The sequence below is a fragment of the Alcaligenes sp. HNGD-HTN06 genome, assembly GCF_049932565.1.
GTDB lineage: Bacteria > Pseudomonadota > Gammaproteobacteria > Burkholderiales > Burkholderiaceae_B > Alcaligenes > Alcaligenes ammonioxydans.
This window is the reverse complement of sequence record NZ_CP187782.1, coordinates 1,245,202-1,265,674: the sequence shown is the minus strand read 5'-3', so window position 1 is coordinate 1,265,674 and position 20,473 is coordinate 1,245,202. Positions and strand designations below refer to the sequence as shown.

Below are 20,473 nucleotides of genomic sequence, written 5' to 3'. Positions count from 1 at the left end.
TTTTTGCATGGCCCCTGCGGGCTTGACGGCCCCTCGCGTCCCCTTTGTTGCTCCCCTCCAGGATGATGAATGCGTAAGAATTTCCCCATTACCCAGGACGAGGTTCGCGTCCGGGCCGATCAGTACCTTATTTCAAAAACCGATCTGAAAGGACGGATCACCTACGCGAACGCGGCCTTTATCGCCATCAGCGGCTTCACCCGGGAAGAGCTGATCGGCAAGGCGCACAATCTTGTCCGCCACCCCGACATGCCGCCCGAGGCGTTTCAGGATTTCTGGGACACCTTGCAAAACAAGCGCCCCTGGATGGGGGTGGTCAAGAACCGACGCAAGGATGGTGGCTTTTACTGGGTCTACGCCATGGCGGTGCCCATTTATGAAAATGGCACGGTAGCCGGCTATGCCTCGGTCCGGGTCAAACCCAGCCAGGAACAGATTGACGAGGCTGAGCGCCTGTACATCGCCATCAATGAGGGACGTGCCCACGGCGTGCGCTTGCATGAAGGTCGTGCTGTGCCGACCGGCTGGCGAAAGGCCTTGAGCCAGTTGCGCCGCCCATTCAGCAACTCCCTGCGGGCCAGCCTGTTCCGTATGGGCACACTGGCACTGGCCACCACCGGAACTGCGCTGTACTTCGCCCTGACGGGAGGGGTTCCCCAAGGCTCGGGCCTGTGGCTGACCGGTGGCTTGTGTCTGGCCAGTGCGGTCATGATGGGCTACGGCTGGCTGATTGCCCAGCGCGTCATCCGCCCCCTGGATCAGGCCTCGCTGATCGCCCAGCAAATTGCCACCGGCAATCTGCAACTGGACATTGATGTCAGCTCCAGCGAAAGCAATTCGGAAATTGGTCAGCTCTACTTCTGCCTGGACCTGATGCGCAAAAGTCTGGTGGGCATTGCCAGCGATGCCCGAGCGGGAATTGACGCCTCGATTCATGCCGCCCGCATCCTAGAGGTGAACAATACCAATCTGGCCTCCCGCACTGAAGATCAGGCCGCCTCCTTGCAGGAAACCGCCGCCAGCATGGAAGAGCTGACCGTGACGGTGCGCCAGAACGCCGACAATGCCAATCAAGCCAGCCAACTGGCCGATGCCAGTATGCAGATTGCCCAACGTGGCGGCGCTGTGGTGAACGAAGTGGTGCAAACCATGCAAGGCATTCACGACAGTTCACGTCGCATTGGCGATATCGTCACTGTTATTGAAGGCATTGCCTTTCAGACCAATATCCTGGCGTTGAACGCAGCGGTGGAATCGGCTCGCGCCGGCGAAGCGGGACGCGGGTTTGCGGTCGTGGCCGGTGAAGTACGTAGCCTGGCTCAAAAGAGCTCGCAAGCTGCCGGAGAAATCAAGAACCTGATCGACGCCTCTGTCAGCCGCATGGCCATCGGGGCCGAACAGGCGGCCCGCGCCGGCGCCACCATGGGCGAGGTCGTCGATTCGGTCAAACGTGTCACGGACATCATTGGCGAAATCTCGACCGCCTCGATCGAGCAGGCCAGTGGCCTGGACCAGATCAATGAGGCCATGGCCAAAATGGATGGTGTCACCCAGCAAAACGCCGCCCTGGTGCAGGATCTGGGCAATACCATGAGCGATCTGGCCTCGGAAGCGTCCGAGCTGGCCGATGCAATCAAGGCTTTGAATACGGGCTCGGTGGAATCGGCCCAGGGTGCCCCGGCGGCCCTGGCTCAGTTGAGTCAAGCCTCTACCGTGCAGGTGCTGTCCTACCAGAACACACCGGCCTTCCAGGCTCACAGCGCCAAAACGGCGAACGCCAGACTGGAAGCGATTCGTCGCTAAGCAGGCCCTTCAGGATCGGCAGCCCCCTTGCCGATCCTGACACTACTGACAGCTAGACAAAACATTTAATCTGGGGTCGGTTTTTTACCGCCAGACCAGCAAAAAAACAATAATTAATAAAATCAACTGCTTATAGAGATCAGATCACGCTTTTTGAACCGGTTTTTCTCCGTCATCACGGTGACACATTTGGACTTTAATACAAATACCAAGTAACAAAATTAAGTCGATATGCAACATAATGATCTGTCCTTTTCCGCCTACGTCTTTAACAGGGCCAGATCATGCGTGAAAAACAAGCCATTACCTCTCATGAAACACAGGTACCCGAAAAAACCTATTTAATCTCCAAGACCGACCTGAAAGGGCGCATCGTCTATGCCAATCCCGCCTTTATCGAGGTGAGCGGCTACAGCCACGACGAGCTGATCGGAGCACACCACAATATTGTGCGCCACCCCCACATGCCGGCCGTTATTTTTCAGGATTTATGGCAGACACTCAAACAACAACGATCCTGGTCGGGGCTGATCAAGAACCGCCGCAAAGACGGCGGCTTTTACTGGGTCAAAGCCCGCGTCATTCCTTTATTTGAAAACGGCCGCGTCAGCGGCTACGCCTCGGTTCGGGTACGTGCCCAAGCCAAGGACATCAAAGAAGCGGAGTATCTGTACCACTCCATCCAGCAACAAGGATTGCGCGGTTTTCGTTTACACGAAGGTCAATTGCAGGCCAGAGGCTGGCGCTCGGTTCTGAACACCCTGCTCCAACCCTTGAATCGCAGCCTGCGTGCCAGCTTGTTGCGATTTGGGTTTCTGACCACGGCACTTGTAAGTTTGAGCGCCGGCTTGCTGGTGGGCAGTGGCGCGTCCGGCACGTATCTGACTGTCGGGCTGAGCAGTCTGGGGCTGGTCAGCCTGGTAACCTTGGCCTACGGCTGGATGGTCACCCAGCGCATGATGCAGCCCCTGCACAGCGCCACCCATATCGCCCAGCAAATTGCCACCGGCAACCTGTTGATCGATCTGAACCCCCAGCACACCCGCAGCCAGGAAATCGCACAGCTCTATTTCTACATGGACATGATGCGCAAAAGCCTGCTGGGTCTGGCTTGCGACGTGCATCAAGGCATCCAGGCCTCGTTGGATGTGTCCACACAGATTGAAGAGGGCAATCGCCAGCTTTCCCATCGTACCGCCGCTCAGTCGGGCTCCTTACAGCGCACCGCCGCCAATATGGAGCAGTTGACCATGAATGTGCAGCAGACCGCGGACAATGCCCGTCTGGCCAATCAATTAGCCGACCAGAGCCTGTCTACCGCACGGCGAGGTGGTGAAGTGGTTCAGGACATGGTCAGCACCATGCAGGACATACACAACAGCTCTGAGCGTATTGGCGATATTGTGTCGATTATTGAAGGACTGGCCTTTCAAACGAATATCCTGGCCCTGAATGCCGCTGTAGAATCGGCCCGCGCGGGTGAGGCAGGCAAGGGCTTTGCCGTGGTGGCCGGTGAAGTGCGCAATCTGGCGCAAAAAAGTGCTCAAGCCGCCGGGGAAATCAAAAACCTGGTGGAGGATTCGCTCAAACGCATGGCGACCGGGGCGCATCACGCCAAGCGGGCAGGTTCCACCATGGACGAGATCATGCAATCCGTCTCAGATGTCACCCATCTGATCAGCGAAATCTCCACCGCCTCCAACGAGCAAGCCAACGGTTTGGCGCAAATCAACGATGCCGTATCCACCACGGACAGCGACATCAACGACAACGCGGATCTGGCTCGCAACCTGGGCGAGACCGTCAACGAACTGAGCCGCCAGGCCAAGGAGCTGAAACTGTCGATTCAATTGCTCAATACCGGCATGACGAACCGCTCGACTTACGTGCCCGACCCAAATGCTACCCAGAAGCCCGTCCCCTTGCTGAAAGTGGCCTGAGTGAAGGGCTGGGTGGCACAGGCCCCAGCGGCTCGCTGCCCCACCCGCTTATGCCCTGGCCCGCTCCGCCCTGAGATCTGAACACATTCTGACTGGCAGCGACGAACATGTTCGTTCGCCGGGCACGGTTTGCATCTTCGCCTGGCACCACTCTGACTGCTATTGTCAGACCAGCCCCAACAGCAGGATGGCGTGCAGGCCCACGCCCACCAGGCCACCTACGACCGTGCCGTTAAAGCGGATGTATTGCAGATCGGTACCCACCGTCAGTTCCAGCTCGCGCACCAGTTGCCTGTCATCCCACTGACGAACGGTGCGCGAAATATGATCCTTGGCCCCTTCGCGCAACTGCTCGGCCAGCCCGGCCGCCGCCGACAACATATGCTCATTCAAGGTGGCCCGCAACGTGGCGTCGGTATTCAGGCGGGCGCCAAGGTCCTGAGCCACCTGCCGCAAATGGGCGGCAACCGAGGAGTCCGGTCTGGCAAGATCGCTGCGCAGCACACGCATGACATCAGTCCAGATGCCATCGATGTATTCGCCCACCTCTTTGTGATGCAAAAACCGCTGCTTGATGGCTTCGACCTGTTCTCTGAGCTCAGAGTCCTGGCCGAGGCGCTGAATATAATCGAGCACCCACTGCTCATAATCCTTACGCAAGGGATGCTCGGGTTCACTCAAAATTGTGTGTACCTCGTCCACCAGCGCACGCGCCAAGCGGTCGGCCATCTTGCCTGACAATTCGTCCACGGAGGTCACCACGCCCACCATCGCCAACAGTTTGGGCCATTCGCGCTGAGCGTAACGCACAAGCACAGCCGCCACGCGTTGCTTGACGGCTTCATTGGACAAATAAGTGCCCAATTGCTGCAAGACCTCATCGAGCAGGCGCTGATGCCGGGCATTACGCGTCAGCAAGCCCAGAATCTGGGAGCTGGTCCCCGCCATATCCACCCGCATCAGATAGCTGCGCACCCCATCGGTCAGGGCCTGTTTGACGCTACGCTCGTCCAGTAAACGCAGGGCCTCGCCCAGGGCCGTTTGCAAAGCACGGCTCACACGTTCGCTTTGCTCAGGTTGCGACAGCCACTGCCCCAGGCGAGCCGCCGGGTCCAGACTGCGCAGTTTCTCCAACAACATCGCCGAATCCAGAAAGTGGTCGCGCACAAATACGCCCAGACTTTCCCCCAGACTGTTTTTCTTATTGGGAATAATGGCCGTATGCGGAAAAGGCAGGCCCAGGGGATGCCGGAACAAGGCCACGACGGCAAACCAGTCAGCCAGCGCGCCCACCGTGGCCGCTTCACTAAAGGCACGCAGCCAAGGCCACAGTCCAGCAACCGGCGCAGCCTCGCCCCGGCCAATCATGGCGTGACTGAGCAGGAACAGGCTGATCGTCAGGCCCAGCAAAGCCAGGGCGCCGCGTTTCATGCGACGCAGACGACGTTCAGGCGAATCGGGGCGAGAGGGAGATACAGGCATGTGCACAGTCTATGCGTCGTTTAGCGACCCCCTTATTGTCACCCTGTCTTTTTCTGGCTGTCCAGAAGCAAATCAGCCTGGGGCAATCCAGGCTGATTCAGGCCCAGCCACATGCCGGGGGTTTACTGGCAAGCCTGTTCGGCACGCTTCACAAAGTCGGTTGTAGCATCGCGCAAGGCCTGGGCAATCTGACCCGCTTGCTTGGGAGCCAGCGTGACACCGCCCGTCGTCGTAGCCGCACAGGCGGACAGGCCTTGACCGGTGATATCCACCACATTGATCCGCAAGCGCGGCTTGGCGCGTGCAATACTGCGGGACACAGCGCAAATATCCTGCTCGCAACCGTCATTGCCATCAACAAACAAGACAATCAAAGCATCCCGTTTAACGCCATCCACCCGACTGGCCGCCAGATTCAGGGAATGAACCAGATTGGTGCTGTCCTTGGCCTCGATAGTCTGAATCAGGTTTTTCAACCGTCCCCGCTGAGCCGTCGTAAAGCGGCCCTGGTAATTGGGTGCGGCGCACTGCTGCGCAAAGGTTATCAAATGCAGGTCCTGCCCCGCGGGCAAACTGTCCACCATGCTGGAGAAAGCGCTGCGCGCCGCCTTGATGCGCGACGTCCCTTCAAACAGGGTTTTAGCCCGTTGGGTCGCGTAATCGCTCCAGGAACCCATATCGCTCAAGTCCTGGCTGAAAAACCACTCCTCGTCCTGAATCTTGGCATCCACGCTCAACAGCATGGACATGGACGTATCAAAAATAAGGTAGACCTCGGGTTTGAGCACCTGGCCCTTATCATCGTGCGCACACACAAAATTAGGGTCTGATGACACCTTGGGGGCAGGCTTGGGATCGGGCTGGGGTTTGGGCGCAGGCGATGGCTCAGGCACGGGCGGCTCCGGTACCACAGGCTCGACCTTGGGCGGTTCGGGGACCGGCGCCAACGGCTCTTGAGCAGGCACAACCGGGGGCAGGACAGGCTCCTGCACCGCAGGCGCTGGCTTGACCACTGCGGGCGGGGCCACGGGCATCCCACTCCTGTCCCACCAGCTGGCAGGCCACTTGAACCACCAGGACAAGAGCAGCGCCAGCAGGAGGGCCAGTAGCGTGGCCACCAGAAACCACAGAAGCGGGCGAGCCTTGGCAGCAGGCTCCCCCATGACAGCCGCGCCAGCCCCAAGAGCCGCTGTCGCCGGTGGACCCGGCGGCACAGCCGCTGCTCCGGCCATCCGACGTCGGGCAGACGCGAACAAAGGTTCGGGCGACAGCGCCGGATTCTCGCTCATCACCAGCAACGGCTTGCCGCCTACGCTGTAGATCGCCCCTTGGGCCGCCCCGTCTTGCAGCAGGGCTTGTAGCGCCTGCGCATCTTGGCTCGCCCCCTGATCGTGCAACTGGCGAATCAACAGCTCAATCCGGTCCAACGCTTGCTGATAACGCGCGTCCAGTGCCTGTTGCTGAGCAGCCGGCAAACTGCTTTTGGCCACAGCCTGGCCCTGCAGGCCCGTCCACCAGGCCGTCGTCTGCGAACCATCGGCCTGATAAATGGAAAACAGATGCGTCAGGGGTTCATCCTGACGCTTCAGGATATCCAGCGCAAGCTGATGCTGACGATAGGCCCCGGAGGGCCCCACCGAATCAAGTATGACGCGCTGCATAGGCCTTTACTCGTCGTATCCCAAACTGGACTGCAGGCGGCTGACATCTTTTTGCAGCTGTTGCAACTGCTGCTGCTTTTGGGCTATCGCGGCCGGGCTGTTGTCTTCGGTGGAACGGTTTACGTCCTTGAGCCCTTTATCCAGATCCTTGAGCTGATTCTGCAAGCCGGCTTGCTGACCTTTACTGGCCTGCAAACTACGCAACAACTGCCCCATGGAACGGTTCAGCGCAGTCTGGGCCTGACGCTGCCGGGCCAGACTGGCGTTGCTCAAGCTTTGCTGAGCCTGAATATCCTTGTAGACCTGATGAAACAGCGCATTGGCTTGCTGCGCGCTCAGCAAACTTTGCTCGCGCGTGTCAATGTGCTGGCGATAGGCGCCCGAGGTGTCGCAACTGATCTTGGTCAGGAAACCGGCGTTTTGATCCGACGGATCACACTCGCTCATGGTGGTGGCGCAACCTGCCAGCACAAGACTGGCCGCAACGGGTGACCAACGTAGAAATACTCGCATGAAAAATCCCTTTTAACCCAAGGTCACTGCAGAACGCATGGAATACAGGTCGTCCACTTCTTTTTGCAGCACGGCCACTTTGACATTCATCTCGTCAATCTGACGATCCAGACGCTGGACTTCCGCCTTCTTGCCTCCGTCCTTGCGCTCCGCATCGGCCACATCCCGATATAGGCTGACTTTTTCAGTCATGTTTTTCAGATCGCGATTGAGAACCTCGATATTCTTATCAATACGGGCCAGTTGCTTTTCAGCCTGTTTTTTCTCCATCGTCTTGGCCTTCATGTGCTTTTCAATGTCGGCAATCTGCCTTTTATCGTCAGCAATCACCTGCTGGGCCGTACGGGTTCGCTCAAGAATATTGGCAGTATCGGCCTCGACGTCACGTTGCATGGCGGCCAGACGCTCCGTGGTATTGGCGTATTCGGTGCGACGCTGATCCAGATAGTAGTTGGTCCCCATGGCGACCCCGCAGGCCGCCACGCCCGCGATAATCGCGCAAGCCGCCTTGTTGCTGGAGTTCGACAGCATGCAAGCCAGCACGCCCACCGCCGCCGCGCCGGCGCAGGCCTGAAAGCCAGAGCGGCTGAAGAATTTGGCATCCTGACCACTGGTGAGACGATCATCGGCCTGAGCACCACTGAGCAAACTACTGCCCGTGCTGGCACAGCCCGAAAGCAAAGCCACACCCAGCATCAGACTGCCCAGTAAGGTTCTAGGGGTAAAACGGCGCACGTGTTGCATAACTTCCTCTTCCAATTGAAGTACGTCTATTTTTTATTGACCCGCTCTTTACGAGTTGGGAATCGATTTGCAGTTGTTCTTCCAGGCACTGATATCAATCGAATCTGTTTTCAAATAGTCTTTTTGATTCTTCCAGTGCACGTCCAGATAAGGTTTCAGGGCGCTGAGGCTCTTGTTCTGTTCCATCATCTGGCGTGCGACCGGCACCTGTTTTTCCAGCAAGGTGAGCCCGTACAGGGACGAGGCGTCAATCAAGTTGCTGGCGTAATAACGCGCCAGTTTCGCAACACGATCGTGCTGTTCATCCAGCTTCAATTTGCGGCTGACACACTGTTTGTCGTCCGGGCTGGCCTGACACAGCGCCTCGTAATTTCGTTGCAGCAGCTCCACGAACAAGACGTCGTCTTTAAGTTTGGTGCACAGAAAAGAGCCCAGCTCCAGATTGGCGCGAATGGCTTGGTCGCGCATTTCCTCCTGTCGCAAATTGGCAGCGCGCAAATCCCCTTCCAGCTGCTTGAGCTGCGTCTTGAGCGTGTCGTCCTCCAGACTGCTGGCCAGGGAGCCCAAACGCTGCACGGCGGACTCTTGTGCCGGCGCATCCGGGTTGACAGCGCCTTGCTCGGTCCCCAAGGCCTGCCAGCTCTTTTCAATGGCCTGCACCCGGTCGCGCGAAGTCAGGGCAATTGACACCAGAGCCAGCCGCATACCCGTCGTTTTGGCCTGGGTAGGCCCTTTGGAGCCGTAATAGGCTAATTCCTTGCGCGCCGAAGCGCGCAAGGCTTCGGGCTTGGACAGGAAATTGCCGCCCCGCACCACAAAGCCGCCTGCCTGACCATGCTGACGATCCAGCTTGTTCAAGCGAAACGGCTCCAGAATCATCTCGTCCACATTGCCCAAGATGTCGTGCAGCCCCAGCGGATTGGGCTTGAGCCGCCCCATTAGCTGAACCGCCCCATTGGACGACTGCGACCCGGCATACCACTCGTAGTCGTTCATGCCTTCAGGCATGGGATAGCGCACGTCACGGAACTCGGCCGAAGACAAGGACGAGCCACCACGGGCCGCGTATTCCCACTCGATTTCCGTTGGCAGACGCACAAACCCAGCCAAGCCGTCTTCTTTGGGCAGCTTGTCGGCGGCATTGTCGCGCAACCACTGGTTGTACAGGTCGGACACACGGATCGCGTCCATCCAGCTGATTTCGGTCTGCGGCACCACCAAGGTATTTTTGGGTGTCGGGCAGGTGGCTTCAGTCAGGGCCTGGTACTGCAATTTGTTCAGCTCATACTTGGCCATCAGGTAGTAGCGCGATGAACCGGCCTTGCCATCGGTAAAACTGCCCGCAATAAAGTCAGGGCGTTTGTGTTCGATATAACCCCATTCTTGCGCTTCCTGCCCCACCACCACACGCATATCATCCAGAGGGCCGGCCACCGGCACCGCGACACGGCGAAACACCATGGCACCCTCACAGGGCATGGGCAACACCACATCGCCTTCGGCAGGTTTGGGGTTGTAGTACTTCTCCTCCCAAGGTGCCGCCTGAGCAAGCGCGCTCATACCCAGCAGCGCCGTCGCCGCACTGAACCACAATTTACATTTCACGCAGACTCTCCGCAGGTTGAACGCGAACGGCACGCCAGGCTCCGATCGCCGCCACCACACAGGCCAGGCTCGCCACCATCAATAAGGCGTACAAGGCATGGGCCGGGGTGATACGACATACGAAGTCCGTCTGGAGGCCATCTCCCACTAGTAATTGATTAAATAAAGCACTGCCCAGGCCATAGAGGCCCAGCCCCAGGGCATAGGCGATCAGGCTCAGTACCAGTGCCTGAATCAGCACATAACGAATGACACCGCCACTATCAATACCCAACAGCCGCAGGACCGCCAGATCTTTACGTTTGCGATCCACATTAGCCAGAAAGGCACCGCCCAACGAGGCCGCGCAGCCCACCATGGCCGTCAGAGCAATCACGCCAAAAATCAGGCTCAGCACACGATTGATGGCACGAACGTTTTCAATGTCGGCATACCGGCTGGCCACCGGAATACCCTGCTGTTCCAGCCCCTTGGCCACCGCCCCGACCTGATCGATCGTGCTGGCATAGACCCGGGCGCGGGCATACAGCACGGGCATATCAGCGGCCAGGGGTTTGCCGCTGAACAGGGCAAAATCGGGCACTTGAAAACCATCGCGAGCGTATTCCAGCGCCAGCAGGGTTTCCGGGGCCACGAACACGGCAGGACGCGAATAGCGATGTTCAGCCAGCACATCCACCACGGTCATGGCTTTATCGCCCTGCTCGCGCTGCCCGTCCAGACGACGGTCAACACGAATATGAACCAACTCGCCCGCCTGCCAGTTCAATCGGCGCGCAGCCTCCTGCGTCAGAATGATTTCCTGGGGGGACAGATCACGAGCCTGGGTCTGCAACAAAGGATCGCCCTGCGCACTGGCCAGCACTTCAACGTTTTCCAGAAAACGACGTCGGTCCAGGCGCAGATCCGCCTGCGTGTTCAGCGAACGCGTCATGCCCACGGCGTATGCCACACCGGGCATCTGTCGCAGCCGGTCCAGCCAGGCCTGATCAAAGCTGCCGCTGCTCAGCATCTTTACTTCCAGATTGCGCGGATCATGCAGCAACGCTTGCTGCAATTGAGTGACAACTCCGTGCTTCAGACCAAAGAGCAGCAGCAAAGGCGCGACCACGGCGACCATGGCCGCAACCATGCAAAAAGAGATGCGCCAGTCAAAGCGCAAGTCAGCCCAGGCCAGTCGACACACGTTTAGCAGCATGTCGCATCCCCCTGAGGAAGGAAAACACTCAAACCGGGCTCCAATCTGGCTTGCAGGCGCGGAATGGCGAACTGGCTCAGGCTGTCCCAATCATGCGAGACCAGCAAAACCGCCAGATCCAGCTCCCTGGCCAGGCTGAAAAACAGCTGGAACACATCATGAGCGGTTTCGGGGTCCAGGGCTGCGGTAGGCTCATCGGCCAGCACCAGGCCGGGAGCGTGGGCAATCGCGCGCGAAAAGGCAACTCGCTGGCGCTCGCCAATCGATAAGGCAGAGGGGTACAGATTCAGCAGCCGCTCCAGCTTCAGGGTGGCAATCGCGGCATCCAGATGATCGGCCTTGATCGGCATGCCTAACAAGCGCCGTGGCAGAACCATGTTTTCCCAGACCGACAGGTAGGGCAGCAGACCACCATTTTGCAGCACAAAGCCCAGGTTTCTGGCACGCCATTGCGCCAACTCGGATTCACGACCATCGGCATACAAGGCCTTGATATCCATGGCCTGCCTGCCCAAACGAAACGCTTTGACCTGTTTGGGCTTGAGCAACAGCCCCAGGGTCTCCAGCAAGGTGCTTTTGCCGCATCCGCTGACGCCGGTCACGGCCACGATCTGCCCCGCTTCCAGAGCGAGCGCAGGCAATTGCACACGAAAAGCCCGGGGGCCTTGCCCCCGGGAAACCTCTAACTGCTGAATGCGGAGCATGTCAGGGCATCATCTCCAACGGCACGGGATACACGTCATCCCGCGCATCTGCCCCTTCGGCCAATGACACCCAGCGATCCGCATCCGCGTTGTAACGCTCGTAATGGCGCAACTTGATGCCCAGATCACGAATGAATTTCTCCTGGCTCAGGGCATCCCAACTGCTCCAGGTATCTTCGTCCAGACTCAGTACCGCGCTTTGGTAGGGCAAGTCGTCCAGATACTCGCTCATCAGGCCCAGCTCGGCGAGCTTGGTGCCCTTTTCCTGCTTCAAGGTGCTGGGGTCCGCCCCCATGGCGGCGGCCACGGAACGCAAGCGGTTAAACATGTCGGTAGGCGAAATCATGCCTTCGTTGGCCGCCTCCAGAATCTGTTTAACCACAGCGCTCAGATCACTCAACTGGGCTTTGGTCAACAGAACACGGACATCCGTTGTGGGAATGTTCTGGCGCACCAGGTCACGATCGCTGATCCAGGCATGAAATACCTCGGGCGCGGTGGTGCCGGTTGTCTTACCCAGATAGGCCAGGCGCATGGCATGGCCGATCAACTCGGCGTCCGAGAGCATCTGGTCAGTCGTGCTATCGCCCGTTTCCTCGGCGCGGGCCGCGCTGCCAATGGCATCTCCGCCCTGATAGGCCACTTTGACCTGCTCCGTCAGCGCCGTGGCCAGGTTATCGACCATCTTGCCAAACTGGCTCACATCACCGGCATTGACGGGGTAGTACAGCGAAGTCTGCGTGCCCCCATACGTGGACAGCTCGCGGTACTGGTCTTCGGCTTTGGCGTGGTTGTTCTTGCCCGAGGGCGTCTTCAGATGCAGGGTGTAGATCGCCACCCCCGGCTTGGCCGCTTCAATACGCAGTTGCGGCGCATCCAGGCCGGTCGAGGAGTACGTGTTATTGCCTTCCAGCGCCCCGGCGTCGGTAATCAGCACCACGTAGCGCGCGCCAAAATCATTCCAGTTCACCTTGTCCAGGGCTTCGAGCACCCCGGCGTAGGCGTCTTCGTCATAGGCAACCGTCGAGACCTTGGCCTGCTTCAGATCGGCCACTTTAGCCAGGAAGTCTTCACTGCTGGTGACGGTATTGGGATCTGCATACATGCGCGTCAGATACTCAATGCCCGGCGCCGCGTCCAGATTGGAGCGAAACGCGATCAACCCGAACTTGACCTGCTCTGACAGGCCCTGCTCTTCCACCTTGCTATAGACCTTGCGTACCGCCTCGCGGGTACGTTCAATGTAGGGGTCCATGGAAATGGTGGAGTCAATCACAAAAACGACTGCCGCACTAAAGCCCTTGATCTGGGACGTGCGAAGGGCATCCTGATCCGGCTGCGGCTCGTTCTTGGCGGCGTCCGGCTCGTTCTGATCGGCTGTCTGTTTGCTGACCGAGGCCACATTGAGCAAACGCGTACGGAAACCGTTTTCAGTCATCACCTCTTCGCCACTCAAAACGGGCAACAGGTAGAACTGCTCTTGCACATCCACAAAATACTCAGGTTCCTGGGCCAGCACACCCTCGGCCTGCGCGTCTTTACGCAGCGCCTGACGGATAGGAGCCACCAGGGTTGCCGGGTCAGGCGTGTCCAGGACTTTTTCCAGCAAGGTGCGCTCCTGGAAAAACAACATGCGGTCACGGTTGGCCGGGTTGGTAAAGGCCAGGGTCAACTGCATTTTCCAGTCCACCGTGCAGGCCTTGTCCAGCCAGCCCACGGTTTTGCCCTGGCTGTCCGGGCCCACCTGCAAGCGCTCTGCCCCGGCCTGCTCGATGCGCTGATAAATATAAAAACGGCTAAAGGCGGGAACTGGCTTGCCCTGTTGATCCGTTGCCGAAGAAAACAGACGGCAGGAAGGCGTGGTCAGGACGCGTTGATAAAGCGTCTTTTTACCCTCTTGCAGCAAGGGGGCGGCCGCCTGTGCCTGGCCTGCCCCCAACAAGAGCGCAGCAAGCAAACTGAATCGAACCAGCGGACGGATCATCATTGGCTCAGCTCCTGAAAGCGGGCCTTGGCGTGCGCATTATCGGGATCGGACAGCAAGACGGTTTCATACCAGTACGCAGCGGTAGCCGGATTGGGCTTGCTAAAGCAGGCATGCGCCGGGTGATCCTGGGGATCATATTCACGGGCATAGGCCAGGGCAATCTTCACATCACCAGACTGTGCCTTGTTCACATACAGGCGTTGGGCGACGTCGCATTGCCCCGCCTTTTTGACTTCCTCAATCACAGCCAGCCACTGCTCGGACGTTTTGCTTTCCTTGACACACTCTTGCACGAACTGCAGCCCAGGCCGATCTGCCAGCTTGTCCATGGTGCAGTTGTCAGTCTCCACCACGGCGGGCTTGGGCTCGGGTGCCTCGGGGGCCGCCGGGCTGTCGTCCTTGGCGGATTGGCTGTAGAACCAGTAGGCGGCTGCGCCCAGCAAAGTCAGCAAAAGGACAAGCAAAACAATCCATTTGGCCATGCCACCTTTTTTGGCGGGAGACTCGACAGGAGCCACCGTGTCCACGTTGGGGGTGGGCATCTCTACCTTGACGGGTTCCGGCGCTGGAGGAGCCACCGTCTCAACCACAGGAGGCGTTTCCACAACAGGCTCGGGCGCGGGTGTTTCGGGTGCAGCGGCTACCGGCATGGTCAGTTCCATTGCCTGGGCATGGCCACCCGCAGTAGAAGGCAAGATGGCCTTGTCCAGTTTCAGCGGGCTGCGACCCAACTCTTCACCACCGCTATCCGCCAAGGTGATCTGATACGCATCGCTGGCATTGGCCAGCAGCGAATCCACAATGTCGGCGTTCAGCAGAACCGCGATACCCTCTTCATGCTCGGTCCAGCCTTGTTGCGGCAACCAACGCAAAGAAGCATCCCAGCTTTGTGCCGAATGCAGGTAATAACTGTTTTGGCTGCGCTGAATGGCGATCGCATAGTCCCCCAGCTCCAGCTCATCATCCAGATCACGCACATACAAACGAGCGCGGCCCGGAACAGCAGGCTCCAACGCCTGCAAACTAAATCTTAATTTCATGCCACGCTCTTATCGGTAAAACAGTCCAAAATGCGGCCCAAGGCCTGATTTTGCTCCAGGCTCAGTTCGCGCCCGCCCTCATAACCCGCGTTATGCAAGGTGGTGTGCGCCAAAGCGGCCAGCCACTGCTCAAAAAAGAGAGCACCGTGATCCTGGGGCTGGGCGGGCAGTGCCGGCATGCCATCGGGGGCAAACGTCCTGGGGGTCTTGAAGAAATCCTCGGTGCCGCCTTTCAGGTAGAACCAGGTCACAAACTCGCTGATCGTCATGGACACATTGCAGACCTGACGATCAGCCAGGCGCTCGCGCCGCACACCGCTTTGACGACGCTTGGTCAGCGCGGCCAGCAGCTTGTCGCGCAAGGCCCAACGATCCGAGGCCACAATCAACTCCTCCACCAGGCTGGCGAGCAAATCGACCGGCATGCGCAACACATTCTGATTGGTGCGGCTGGCAGGAAGGTCACGCAACTGACTGACCCAACTGCGATAAACCAGATCGGCATACTGCTGCTCGAAAGGCTGCTCCTGAACCAACACGCCCGGTTCATCGGGCTCACTTTTGCTGGAACCCAGGCTCAAGAACAGATCTCGCAAGGTATCTTGCGACAGGTGCAAGGCCGCCAGCAGTTCGCCCACAAGGGCACGATAGGCAGGCAATTCTTCACGGAACTGTTTGGCCAGCGCCTCTTTGACTACCGATTGCTGATCGCCATCCTGGCTGTACCAGGAATACAGGGACTTCTTGACCAGGCTGTCATGCAAACTGCGAAACTGCTCTTGCAGGCGCATCAGCTTGAAATCCAGGCCGCCGATCTGGGCCACATAAGCGCGCAAACGCTGCATGCCACCATCGTTCAAGGCGAGCATGGCATCCCAGGCCTGGGCTGGATCACTCAGTTGCTGCGCCAGCAGCGGGTTCTCAATAAAGCTGCCGCGCATGCGCCCCATTTTCTCGGCTACAGAGGCGGTAATGGAGAGCTCCCGGCTCTCTGTATCCAGATCGATAAACGGCGTGGGCATGCCGGGCTTGCGCACCAGGAAGGTGTTGGAAAACGGCTGATCGGGACGCCATTGCTGCAACCATTCGCAGTGGCCAAAACGCTCCTTGAAGCTCATCTTCATCAAGCCATCCCAGCTGTCACGCACCTGAGCATCATCCTGAATCAGGGAGGCGCCAATACGTTTGTCAAACATGGTAATGGCCCACATCAGGCCTACTTTGCGGTTCTGGCGCTCCTGCGGTGTGGCCCCCTGAGTGCGATGCACCCACCGTGTCAGCACGGGTTCCACGTCCTTGACATCACTTTGCTTGTCCGAGGCCGTACACATGACAAGGCCATTCATCTCCTGCTGGTCGGTATAGCGCTCAAACAGATAGGCCACCTTGCCGCGCAGAATCAGCTGCGAGGCAGGATTGCCACCGCTGCTCTCCGACGCGGCACCGGCCTCCTGCACCGAGCGAATGTTCAGGCGACCGCGGTAACCGGGAAAATCCAGCAGGTCTACCTTGTCCACACCGCTGGCCTGGGTTTCACCGATCAAGGGAAAGGTCAGCTCAACGGTCAGCGCGGCCAGATGGGCCAAGGGCACGTCCACCGCCTGGGCAGCAACAACGGTCTGGCCATCGTGCTCGCGCACGGGCAAAACGCTCAGGCTTTTCTCGGCGGGACTGCCCAAGGATTCGAGCACATCCACGTTCATGATGCTGTCCTGCTGCACAAAGCCATCGCCTTCGCGACGGATCAGGGCGGTCAAGGGTGCATACACCTTGCTGGGATGGCCCAGGGCCTGCAGCACTTTAGCCAGGCCGATATAAAGTTCACTCAACTCAGCCTGTTCACCCCACAAGATGGAGAACAGCTGTGCCCGATCTTCCAGACGCAAAGCGGGGGCCAGATTCATGAGCTCGGGCCAATAAACACTATCGAGCAAGCGGGTGGAATTGCCAAAACTGCCGCGCACGTAATCCCACAAGGACACGGCATCATCGGCGCTAAAGCCGGTATCGGTGAGGCCCGCGCGGCCTTTGAGCGAGTCGATCAAGGCCTTGATACGATCAGGAGCAAAGGTATAACCGACCTGCTCCTTGTCAAAGTCATTGAAATAACTGTTGACCAGGATTTTCACCATATCGACCTCAGAAAAAATCTGCAGTTCGACAGGGTAGGCCTCGGGACCTGCGCTCGCATTACGGCTGAAACGCGTCACCAGACCCGTGGCTTCTTTACCGCCTCCCGGTGGGTTCACGTGGCGCAAGAAGTCGATGGTTTCACCACCGTAACGGGTTTCCAGGCGTCCGTTGCCCCCCGCGGCAAGGCTGGAAATCAGATAGGATTTGCCCGCTTGCGACAGACCAAAAAACCCAATCGTCATGGGGCGCCCCGACACCACGCTCAGACTGCGGGCTGTATTACGGGCACGGCGCAGCTCCAGCACCAGACTGTCGGCCTGCGCATTCAGGCGTTGCGACGAGCCACGCGCCTGCATGACCCACTCAATCGCCTGTCCTGCACCGTGATATACGTTCTGCCAGTCCTGGCACAAATCCTTCTGTAAGGTTGTCATGTCCGTCATTTGAGCACTACGCTCCCGCTATCGAGCCAATATGGAGAATCACCCAGACCTGCTTCCAGCATGGTGTTGAGCTGGATACGCACGGCCTTGGGCACAGGGCTGGACAATTTGAAGTCGCGCGGATTGGAGCGACGCACTTCCAGGCGGTCGCTGATCATGCGGCGACCTTGCTTGTCACGCACTTTCTGATTGACCTGCAAACTCACTTCCATGGAAGGCAGTTGCCCATCATCGTCAGGCGCATCCGCCATCTGGCGACGCACCTTCTCGTTCAAATGCAGGTAATACAAGGGCGAGGCGGGCCAGCGTTCGACATCCAGCTGTCGATAGCCCAGACGCAGGTAACTGCCCTGCATCAACAGGTGATAGCCGTCCGAGTCCTCGCTGCTGACGCTTTCCAGCGTCACCATTTCCTCGCGGGTATCCGGGTCAATCTGGAGCACATCCTTGTAGACCAGATCCTGATCCTTGATCTGATTATTGGAATCGATAATCCCGATATGGCGCAGGGTGGAGCGCGGCCGCAGATTCGATACTTTGAAATTGAACTGGTCAATATTCATGTTGTAGCAAAGCAGGCACAGCATGGCGCCCACCGAGGCCGTACTCTTGGGATCATCGATCCGGCCATTGGTGTGGAAAGGATACCAACTGCCGGTGCGGTAATTGTGCAAAGGCAACAATCGCGCAGGCGAGACAGGCATCTGTGAGCGCACATAGGCCTGCACGCCTGGCAGGCGCGAAGGACGCCCGGCCATGAGCACAATGTCGCAGTCGTAATAGTTCAACACTTCGCAAAAAGCGCGCAAAGGGTCGTTAATGTTCAGCGAACCCGTGACCAAACCCTGGTGCAAATGGGCCAGATCAAAGGACTGCTCAACATGGGCCAGCTCCAGCTCCACGCGCTGACCGACATGCTTGTGCAGTTCGTCCAGCACATACTGCACCACTTTGCCGGAAACGCGTGGCAGGGCATCGGCCGCCCCCGCCGAGGCATGGGACAGGGGAACATTGCCCTGATCGCCATGCACATGTTCAAAGTCCAGCAACTGGCCCCAAGGCACCGACTGAACAGCGCGCGGGTCCTCGTGCGGATCGTAGGCTTCATAGCGTTTCAGAAACTCCAGCCCCAGCGGCACAAAGACCTGCAGGGCCAGTTGCTGGCGCAAGACGGCTTTATTGGCATCGGCTTTTTCATTGCCGCATAGACGCGACAGGAAGACGTCCGTATCCTGCACACCGGCATGACTCAGGGCGTGTTCAAACGCGGGCAGGACATAACGCTGAATCACATCGAGCAAGATATCGTCACCGGCCACGCGGAAGCTGTCGCGAAAACGCTGTTTGGGCGAGATGGTCAGGTTGCTGCCACCGCCCGCTCCTGCCGGGCGACGCAAGGTGTAGTCGCTGATCACGATATCGGTGGTGCCCCCACCAATGTCAATAATGCCCAAGGTCAGCGTTTCCCGATCTTCCTTGTAGGGGGCCGCAACGGCATCAAAGAACTCATCGGCATGGCCGGCAAAGTTCTGGGTAATTTCGGTAAACAGATAGACCAACTGCGAACTGGTTGCCTCGTCCCATTCCACCCGGAATTCGGGCAAAGGCACACGCAGGCTCTCTGGCATGCGACCCGATTCGACAGGCTCGAGCGCATAAGGATCTTCTTCACCCTGATACCAGTCCAGGCTGGTCCACAGCAGACCAATGGCCTGACGCAAACGCTCAGACAGGAGGCTGCGCTCTACCAAAGGCATGCCGGGCGGTACCGTCAACACGATGTTGCTCAGGCGACGCGGCTTGTTGGAATGCCCCTGACGCACCCGTTGGGCCGGACTGTTGATTTGCAACAGCGCCTGGGCCAGCACTTCGGTCAGCATGAATGTCATGACCGAACTGCGCGAATAGAACGGCTCAAACACTGGCAGGCGGTCGTCTTCTTCCAAGGTGAACAGCGCTTCGCCCCGCTCGTCAATGTGCAGGGAGAACGGTGCCGCCAGGGCACGCGGCTCTGCATCGGAACGGTCGTACTGCTGACTGAAACGCCAGCCGTGCTTGTATTCGTTTTCGTCCCACAAGTAGCGTTTAGGACTGGACAGGCCGGTGGTGCCTTCGGTGCCACGACGGCGCGCAGCCAAACGCGCAGCCTCATCGCCAACACGCACCAGCGTAGGCCAGGAAAAGGCGGTGGGACGGCCACTTTTAAGGGACAGATGATTCTTGCCAAAGTCCGTCTGCGCAAACTCGACACGACTTTCAAATGGCTTGCTGTACACCTGATGCGGGTGGGACAAATCGCGCAACTGCAGCACGTAATTTTGCCGCAGCCCCGAATCGTCCTGGCCATGGTTTTCAATCAGAATCCCGCAAGTACGCGAGTTCCCTACATCCAGCACCAGATCTACCGGAATGATCTGCTCGCTTTGCCAGTTGGCCGCCAACACCTTGATGTCCGGCAAGCGTACCCAGGCTTCCGTACGCTCTTCCACACTCTCATGCGGGGGCGCGAACAGACTGAGCAGGTTCAAAAAGTGCAACTGAGCCGAGCGCAAGGCGCTGACCTCTTCGCCAAAGTCGATGTTGCGCGTTTTGTTGACGTTGTCTTTATAAACTTCCAGCAGCCATTCCTGCACCCAGTCGCGGTTCAGGAACCAGTCCATATGGGCGCTATCGCAAGCAAGGCGAAACAGGGCGCCGGCGTTGATGTCCTCTCGCAAGGGGGCCAGATAGGCCGCGCCTTCAGTCAGGTCCACCACGCTGGTGTCGCAGGCAAGCGTAATACGGTGCGTGTTGCCGTCCCGATCGGGCGTTTCCAGACGCACCACCCGCAGGCGGCTCCAACTGGCTGGCCCATGATCGAAACGATGGGGGGCGACAAAACGAACATAGGGCACCGGTAGCCACAGGCCATCGAACAGGTCCAGGGTACGACTCAGGGACACATCGCATTCCTGATCATTGCGCCCCCCTCCCTGATAGACCCCCACCTCGCCTTCGGGCTGGTGAAAGAGGGTCTGCTCCTGGCCAAACTGCAGACCTTCAAACAGCAAACGCCAGTTCTGGCCATTTGTGCTGAAAAAAGAATGGTTCAAGGTGCCCAGCTTCTTGCTACCCAAAGTGGGAGCGTTGATGTCAAAACCGAAGTCCATGAACTGGACTCCGGTATTTTCAATCAAAGTAACCAAGCCATCGTGTTTGAGTAATTCAGGCAACATAAGAT

The 20,473-nt window shown here is 58.5% G+C and carries 13 protein-coding genes; 2 read left to right on the top strand and 11 right to left on the bottom strand.

Annotated features, from left to right (window positions below; genetic code table 11):
- Positions 1-69: 69 nt before the first annotated feature.
- Positions 70-1,803 (top strand): methyl-accepting chemotaxis protein, encoded by a 1,734-nt coding sequence (locus ACOZ42_RS05745; RefSeq protein ID WP_426345649.1) that lies wholly within the window; start codon positions 70-72, stop codon positions 1,801-1,803.
- A 284-nt stretch (positions 1,804-2,087) separates the two neighbouring features.
- Entirely contained in the window at positions 2,088-3,743 is a 1,656-nt protein-coding gene (locus ACOZ42_RS05740; RefSeq protein ID WP_426345648.1) for a methyl-accepting chemotaxis protein, read from the top strand.
- A 165-nt stretch (positions 3,744-3,908) separates the two neighbouring features.
- Here ACOZ42_RS05740 and ACOZ42_RS05735 read toward each other — a convergent pair whose 3' ends face one another.
- From ACOZ42_RS05735 to ACOZ42_RS05685, 11 genes are all read right to left on the bottom strand, one after another.
- Positions 3,909-5,225 carry a DUF445 domain-containing protein gene (locus ACOZ42_RS05735; RefSeq protein ID WP_003804584.1) on the bottom strand — a complete coding sequence of 439 codons (1,317 nt, stop codon included), beginning with the start codon at positions 5,223-5,225 and terminating at the stop codon, positions 3,909-3,911.
- Positions 5,226-5,347: 122 nt separating this feature from the next.
- A complete protein-coding gene (locus ACOZ42_RS05730) occupies positions 5,348-6,886 on the bottom strand; it encodes a hypothetical protein (protein ID WP_426345647.1) in 1,539 nt (512 codons plus the stop codon).
- A gap of 6 nt (positions 6,887-6,892) precedes the next feature.
- Positions 6,893-7,399 (bottom strand): hypothetical protein, encoded by a 507-nt coding sequence (locus ACOZ42_RS05725; protein WP_003804587.1) that lies wholly within the window; start codon positions 7,397-7,399, stop codon positions 6,893-6,895.
- 12 nt (positions 7,400-7,411) lie between these two features.
- Entirely contained in the window at positions 7,412-8,143 is a 732-nt protein-coding gene (locus ACOZ42_RS05720) for a hypothetical protein (RefSeq protein ID WP_003804589.1), read from the bottom strand.
- A gap of 48 nt (positions 8,144-8,191) precedes the next feature.
- Positions 8,192-9,748, bottom strand: a complete 1,557-nt coding sequence (locus ACOZ42_RS05715) for a formylglycine-generating enzyme family protein (protein WP_003804591.1) — start codon at positions 9,746-9,748, stop codon at positions 8,192-8,194.
- Positions 9,738-10,946 (bottom strand): ABC transporter permease, encoded by a 1,209-nt coding sequence (locus ACOZ42_RS05710; RefSeq protein WP_059317888.1) that lies wholly within the window; start codon positions 10,944-10,946, stop codon positions 9,738-9,740. Before ACOZ42_RS05710 ends, ACOZ42_RS05715 begins: the two co-directional genes overlap by 11 nt.
- The gene (locus tag ACOZ42_RS05705) at positions 10,937-11,650 is read right to left on the bottom strand and encodes an ABC transporter ATP-binding protein (RefSeq protein WP_003804594.1); all 714 of its coding nucleotides are present in this window, start codon (positions 11,648-11,650) and stop codon (positions 10,937-10,939) included. The genes ACOZ42_RS05710 and ACOZ42_RS05705 overlap by 10 nt, the downstream gene beginning before the upstream one ends.
- A 1-nt stretch (position 11,651) precedes the next feature.
- Complete coding sequence (locus ACOZ42_RS05700; RefSeq protein ID WP_426345646.1) at positions 11,652-13,637, bottom strand: vWA domain-containing protein; 1,986 nt, start codon at positions 13,635-13,637, stop codon at positions 11,652-11,654.
- Entirely contained in the window at positions 13,634-14,677 is a 1,044-nt protein-coding gene (locus ACOZ42_RS05695) for a hypothetical protein (RefSeq protein WP_426345645.1), read from the bottom strand. Before ACOZ42_RS05695 ends, ACOZ42_RS05700 begins: the two co-directional genes overlap by 4 nt.
- Complete coding sequence (locus ACOZ42_RS05690) at positions 14,674-17,244, bottom strand: virulence factor SrfC family protein (RefSeq protein ID WP_162129606.1); 2,571 nt, start codon at positions 17,242-17,244, stop codon at positions 14,674-14,676. Before ACOZ42_RS05690 ends, ACOZ42_RS05695 begins: the two co-directional genes overlap by 4 nt.
- A 5-nt stretch (positions 17,245-17,249) precedes the next feature.
- Positions 17,250-20,468 carry a virulence factor SrfB gene (locus tag ACOZ42_RS05685; protein ID WP_059317891.1) on the bottom strand — a complete coding sequence of 1,073 codons (3,219 nt, stop codon included), beginning with the start codon at positions 20,466-20,468 and terminating at the stop codon, positions 17,250-17,252.
- Positions 20,469-20,473 lie beyond the last annotated feature (5 nt).